The sequence below is a fragment of the Brasilonema sp. UFV-L1 genome (assembly GCF_012912105.1).
Classification (GTDB): domain Bacteria; phylum Cyanobacteriota; class Cyanobacteriia; order Cyanobacteriales; family Nostocaceae; genus Brasilonema.
In genome coordinates this window covers 1-5,862 of the sequence record NZ_QMEA01000237.1, presented here as the reverse complement: position 1 = coordinate 5,862, position 5,862 = coordinate 1, and the positions used below count along the sequence as shown (strand labels likewise).

Genomic DNA, 5,862 nt, shown 5'->3' with positions numbered 1-5,862 from the left:
GAGAAACACGCAAGTCGTGAGGTTTGAAGGTGCGCTCCGTCCCTACTCTATTTAGTCCTCTACTGGCAAACATAGCACTGGATGGATTGGAAAAACTCTTATCACAATTCAAAAAGATAAAAGTTTACCAACAACCTAACAAAAGGGGAACAATTGTATCCAGACGCATCAAGCTCAATAAATATGGAATAGTGCGCTACGCGGACGATTTCATCATTACCGCAGAAACTAAAGAGGATATCGAAGCAATAGTACCTACCCTCAAGCAATGGTTAGCCCAAAGAGGTTTAGAACTTAACACAGAGAAAACCAAAATTGTCTCTGTAAAAGAAGGGTTCGATTTCCTAGGGTTCAACATTGGTTCCTACGGAGGAAGCTGCCTCGCCAAACCCGAAAAAGAAAAGACACTTAGTCTGCTCAAGACGATTTCATCATTACCGCAGAAACTAAAGAGGATATCGAAGCAATAGTACCTACCCTCAAGCAATGGTTAGCCCAAAGAGGTTTAGAACTTAACACAGAGAAAACCAAAATTGTCTCTGTAAAAGAAGGGTTCGATTTCCTAGGGTTCAACATTGGTTCCTACGGAGGAAGCTGCCTCGCCAAACCCGAAAAAGAAAAGACACTTAGTCTGCTCAAAACGATAAGGGAATGGCTCAAAGCCAACCCATCAATTAAACCAGAGGCAGTAGTAAACTACTTAAACCCCCTACTGAGAGGGTGGGGAAACTACTACAGGCACGGGGTCAGCAAAGAAGTGTTCTCCTATATTGACACCAAAGTATGGGAATACCTACGCTCATGGGCGTTAAGGAGACACCCAAAGAAAGGGAAACAATGGGTAGAAAACAAATACTTCAAGACTCTAAATGGTGTCAAGGAGTTCGCCTGTATCAACAAAGACAGGCACGGTAAGGATAAAACCATAGCCGTCATCAGAATCGCACGTCTACCAATTGAGCGCCATGTCAAAGTTAAAGGCACGGCATCACCCGATGACCCCCAGTTACACAAATACTGGGATAAACGCCATACCAAATACGGGAAAACCTATTGGACAAAAGGCTCAAAATATTACAATGTGGCAAACAACCAAGATTGGATATGCCCAGTATGCGGAGAACACCTGTTTAATGGAGAAGAACTGCACACCCATCATAAAATTAGGGTGGCAGATGGAGGAACAAATAAGATAGAAAATCTCGTACACCTCCACGTAGCGTGCCACAGACAAATACATTCACAGCAGACGAACTGGGGAGCATAAGGCTTGAGCCGGATAATGGGAAACTGTTAAGTCCGGTTCTGAGGGGAGGGGGACAGGGCGACCTATGCCTCCTTACCCGACAAGACGTTGATGAGGTCTTGGTCTAATAGACCTCTTGCAAAAGTCCCCAGTAGCATGAGAAAACTAGGTGAGAGTGAGGGGATGTATGAGTTACCAACAGGTAAAAAACCTGAAGCCAGAGGATTTCAAACGCTCTTTGTGGAGTACGTCCAGAGACTTTTACTCAAATGCTGGAGGTAGTGCGATTGCGCGGAGCGCACTGCGCTCCGCGCAATCGCATACTCACCCGAAAAAGAAAACTGGCAGACCACGAAAACTCAGCTTGGAAGACCAATTATTGATGACATTGGAGTACTCGAGAGAGTACCGTACTTATTTTCATATTGGTTAGTCATGGGGAGTTTCAGGAGTCAACAGCATATCGTATCATCCGTAAAATTGAAGATACTCTCGTCACCTCAAGAGCTTTCACACTTCCAGGGAAGAAGAAACTACAAGCTTCTGATTACAAAAGCGAAGTTGTAGTAGTAGATGTCACGGAAACACCTGCTTAACGTCCTAAAAAAAACAAAAACAGTTCTACAGCAGAAAAAAGATTCATACATACATTAAAATCTCAAGTTGTCGTCAACCAAAGCACTGGAGAAATCCTGTGTACCGCTCATGGTAAGGGAAAAGAACATGATTTTCGTATCTTCAAAAACAGTAAACTTCGGTTGAGAAAAGATATTGAGTGCCTAGGTGATAAAGGATATCAAGGAATTCAAAAACTTCACGCTAACAGTCGGATTCCAAAAAAGAAGCCTCCAAAAGGTTCCTTAAGTTGTGAAGATAAAAAGAGTAATCAAGAGAAGCGCCAAAATTAGGGTTGTGGGTGAGCATATACATCGAAAGCTCAAGATATTTAAGATTTTGTCTGACCGTTATAGAAATCGTCGTAAGCGCTTTAGTTTAAGGTTTAATCTCATAGCTGGTCTGTACAACTAAGTAAGTCGGCGCTAATATTTCAAGCTATGTTAAGAAATTTTAATGTAGGGTGTGTTGTCGCCAAGCGCCGCACCGTCAAGAATTCAAGGTGCGCGATTCCTACGGCATAACACACCCGAAGAGACAATTTATATTTCTTCATATACATTGAATTTTTCTCGCCGACTTACTTATGAGCTTCGCTTACCTATGACTGGGTTTGTTTGACCGACTTTTGCAAGAGGTCTAGTAATGCTCACCCCGACCCTACCCCAATCCTAATATTCATAAATTCGCCGCTATTCAATTACTAACTGCCGATTCTGTGCTTACCTGAGTTAAGATAGGCGTTTGCTGCCAACGGCCAACGCTGAGACCAATCACAGCCAACTCGAGCATTAATTCTTCATATTGCTTTAGTGTTAGAGACTGAGAACCATCCGAGAGTGCAAGGCTTGGGTTGGGGTGGGCTTCAATCATTAGAGAATCTGCCCCCGCCGCGATCGCTGCCTTGGACATGGCTGGCACATACTTTGAAGAGCCTGTGCCATGACTGGGATCAACCATAATCGGTAAGTGAGTCAGCGTTCGTAGGACAGGTATAGCTGCCAAATCTAATGTATTGCGTGTATACTGCTGGTCAAAAGTGCGAATTCCCCGTTCGCACAAAATTACATTTGGGTTGCCTGCTGCCAGAATGTACTCAGCTGCCATTAGCCAATCTTCAATCGTGGCAGCGAGACCTCGCTTCAACAGAACCGGCTTACCTTGAGCACCCACTTTCTTAAGTAATGAGAAATTCTGCATATTGCGAGCACCAATTTGGATAATGTCAGCAACAGAGGCAATTTTCTCAAGATCAGCTGTATCCATAACTTCAGTCACAATACCTAGTCCAGTGACCTGACGAGCTTTTGCCAGCAATCTTAAGGCACTCTCACCATGTCCTTGGAAAGCATAAGGAGAGGTTCGGGGTTTATAAGCTCCACCACATAAGAACTTAGCACCAGTAGCCTTGATTTGCTGAGCTGTCTGGACAATCATTTCTTCATTTTCTACTGAGCACGGCCCAGCTACTTGAACGATAGGATGGTTTTGACCAAAGGCGACAAATCCTAATGGTGTTTCTACAAACACCTCACTTGGCTCTCCGTGGCGGAATTGGAGACTAGCGCGTTTAAATGGCTGATTTATCCGCAGAACTTGCTCAATAAAGGGACTTAGTTGTTGGATTTCTAGAGGATTGAGAGCTGCGGTATCACCTATTAAACCAATAACTACTTTGTGATGACCGATACTTGTTTCTGGTGTGATTTTCCGGTTGCGGAGTTCATCGCTGATGCCCTCAATTTCTCCTGATGGCGTGCTGGAGTTCATAATGACAATCATTGATTGCATCTCCCTAATGTTCTTAAAAAGTTTTTGCAACACAGTCCAAGGTTTGACTCGCGGCGATAATTTCCTGTCTAGCCCATTGGTCGGCTGCAATGATGTCGTCGAGAGTTGGGGTGGAGACGTTATGGCGTTGGTAGCGATCGCACGCCCGTTCAATCAAACGCGCAATATCTAAAAACTGAATTCTTTTCTCTAGGAATAAGCTGACAGCTTGTTCATTTGCAGCATTGAGAACTGCTGGCATACAACCCCCAGCGCGACCGGCAGCATAAGCCAGTTGCATACAAGGATACTTTTGATGGTCTGGGGCACGAAAGGTCATCTGCCCCACTTTCACTAAATCCAACTGCTGCCAATCAGTATAAATTCGCTCAGGCCAGGATAAAGCATACAGTAGTGGTAAGCGCATATCTGGCCAACCTAATTGCGCTAGTACTGAAGTATCTTGCAGTTCAATCAAAGAATGGATAATACTTTGGGGATGAATGACAATGTCAATATTGTCATAGTCAACACCAAACAGCCAGTGAGCCTCGATAACCTCCAACCCTTTATTCATCAAAGTGGCGGAATCTACAGTTATTTTGCGACCCATTGACCAGTTAGGATGCTTCAAAGCATCAGCCACAGTCACTTTTGATAACTTTTCAACTGACCAATCTCGGAAAGCGCCGCCAGAGGCAGTCAGCAAAATGCGCCGTAGCCCCCCATTAGGTACTCCCTGCAAACACTGAAAAATCGCTGAATGCTCTGAATCCGCAGGCAACAGCTTCACGCCATGCTTGTGCACCAATGGCAAGACAACTGGTCCAGAGGCAATCAGGGTTTCCTTGTTTGCCAAAGCAATGTCTTTGCCTGCTTTTATTGCAGCAATTGTAGGTAGTAAACCTGCACAACCCACAATGCCAGTCACCACAATTTCGGCATTTCCATAGCGGGCAACCTCAATCACCCCAGTTTCTCCAGCTACCACAATTGGTTGGGGATCAATGTCTGCAATTGCTGCAAGTAACTCAGGGAGTTTCTGCACTTCGCAAATGGCTGCGATCTCAGGTCGAAATGAGCGGATCTGTTGAGCTAATAAGTCTACGTTCCGTCCTGCTGCCAATCCCACAACCCGAAATTGGTTGGGATATTGAGCAACAATATCTAGCGTTTGAATGCCAATAGAGCCAGTCGAGCCAAGGAGAGAAATTGCTTTCATGACAGTGTTAGTGATTAATTGTTAATGGCTAATGGTTAATCGTTATTGGCTATTAACAATGGTTCTTCAGTACCTTTTATGCTAAACTTGCCATTTTCAAAGCTAGAAAGCTGACTACATAAGAGAATTATGCTTCCGGACTAACATTATTTCTGACCAATAACCTCTTTCCTCTGTTCCCTGTTGCCCGTTCCCTGTTCCCTCTTACAGAGTGTTACAGCAAATTGCAAGTGAATGGAGTACACCCCTCCCTAACCCTCCCCTTTCCAAGGGGAGGGTGCCCGATAGGGCGGGTGGGGTAGTGTACTTCACTTAGATGAAAAGTGCTGTAATTCAGCATAACAAGTACGGTAGAGCCTTAACAATTAACAACTAAACAGCAACAACTTCAGGTGATAATCTTGCCAGTACATCTTTCATACTTCTATATAACTCATACTGACTGCCATCATTGACTATGGTTAAGTCAGCCATAGCAATTGAACCTCCTTTTTGAATTTTTTCAATTTCCATGTAATCTCTTCTCTCTGCTTCTGCAAGTGTTAAAGGCCTCTCCTGCCTAAGAGCTAATCGTTCATACCTTAAAGCCTTAGGAGTAAAAATTGCGACTACTAACAATTCATCGCTAAACTCTTGTTTTAAAGTTTTATACTCACTGAAACTATAAAGACCATCGATAATAACAGATTGATGGTTTAACAGCTTTGATTTGATGAGTGGCATAGCCATTTGGGCACACACATCCATTCCGTACAGTCTTCTAATTTCTTCCCTGACTATTTGCTCATTATGTGGTGTGATTGGTAATGCTCGTTTTTCAACTTCACGTATGATGATTTCTCCAAAACGAATTATGGGAAAACCATTATTTTTTAAATAGCTAGCTACTACACTCTTACCTGAACCAGGCATACCAACGATAGCAATGATTCTTACCATATGTACCTTATAAAACAATACGGTTCAGTTAAGCTTCAAAGTGTTGTAAATTGAGCATTGACCTCAAAAA

Annotated in this window: 5 protein-coding genes and 1 pseudogene; 3 read left to right on the top strand and 3 right to left on the bottom strand. The window is 43.5% G+C overall.

What is annotated here, in order from left to right; all coding sequences use genetic code 11:
- Window positions 1-29 precede the first annotated feature (29 nt).
- From DP117_RS33290 to DP117_RS33280, 3 genes and pseudogenes are all read left to right on the top strand, one after another.
- Window positions 30-470 (top strand): reverse transcriptase/maturase family protein, encoded by a 441-nt coding sequence (locus DP117_RS33290; RefSeq protein ID WP_169222436.1) that lies wholly within the window; start codon window positions 30-32, stop codon window positions 468-470.
- Complete coding sequence (locus tag DP117_RS33285) at window positions 431-1,267, top strand: group II intron maturase-specific domain-containing protein (protein ID WP_169222437.1); 837 nt, start codon at window positions 431-433, stop codon at window positions 1,265-1,267. Before DP117_RS33290 ends, DP117_RS33285 begins: the two co-directional genes overlap by 40 nt.
- 166 nt (window positions 1,268-1,433) lie before the next feature.
- Window positions 1,434-2,275, top strand: a pseudogene (locus tag DP117_RS33280) (IS5 family transposase).
- Window positions 2,276-2,557: 282 nt separating this feature from the next.
- On the opposite strand, the gene aroF reads toward DP117_RS33280, so the two are convergent.
- From aroF to DP117_RS33265, 3 genes are all read right to left on the bottom strand, one after another.
- Window positions 2,558-3,643 carry a 3-deoxy-7-phosphoheptulonate synthase gene (gene aroF, locus DP117_RS33275; RefSeq protein ID WP_169222435.1) on the bottom strand — a complete coding sequence of 362 codons (1,086 nt, stop codon included), beginning with the start codon at window positions 3,641-3,643 and terminating at the stop codon, window positions 2,558-2,560.
- 22 nt (window positions 3,644-3,665) lie between these two features.
- Window positions 3,666-4,853, bottom strand: coding sequence for a 1-deoxy-D-xylulose-5-phosphate reductoisomerase (locus DP117_RS33270; RefSeq protein WP_169222434.1), 1,188 nt, complete (start codon window positions 4,851-4,853; stop codon window positions 3,666-3,668).
- A gap of 372 nt (window positions 4,854-5,225) precedes the next feature.
- On the bottom strand, window positions 5,226-5,792 hold the full coding sequence (locus DP117_RS33265) for an AAA family ATPase (protein WP_169222433.1): 567 nt from the start codon (window positions 5,790-5,792) through the stop codon (window positions 5,226-5,228).
- Between the last annotated feature and the right edge of the window lie 70 nt (window positions 5,793-5,862).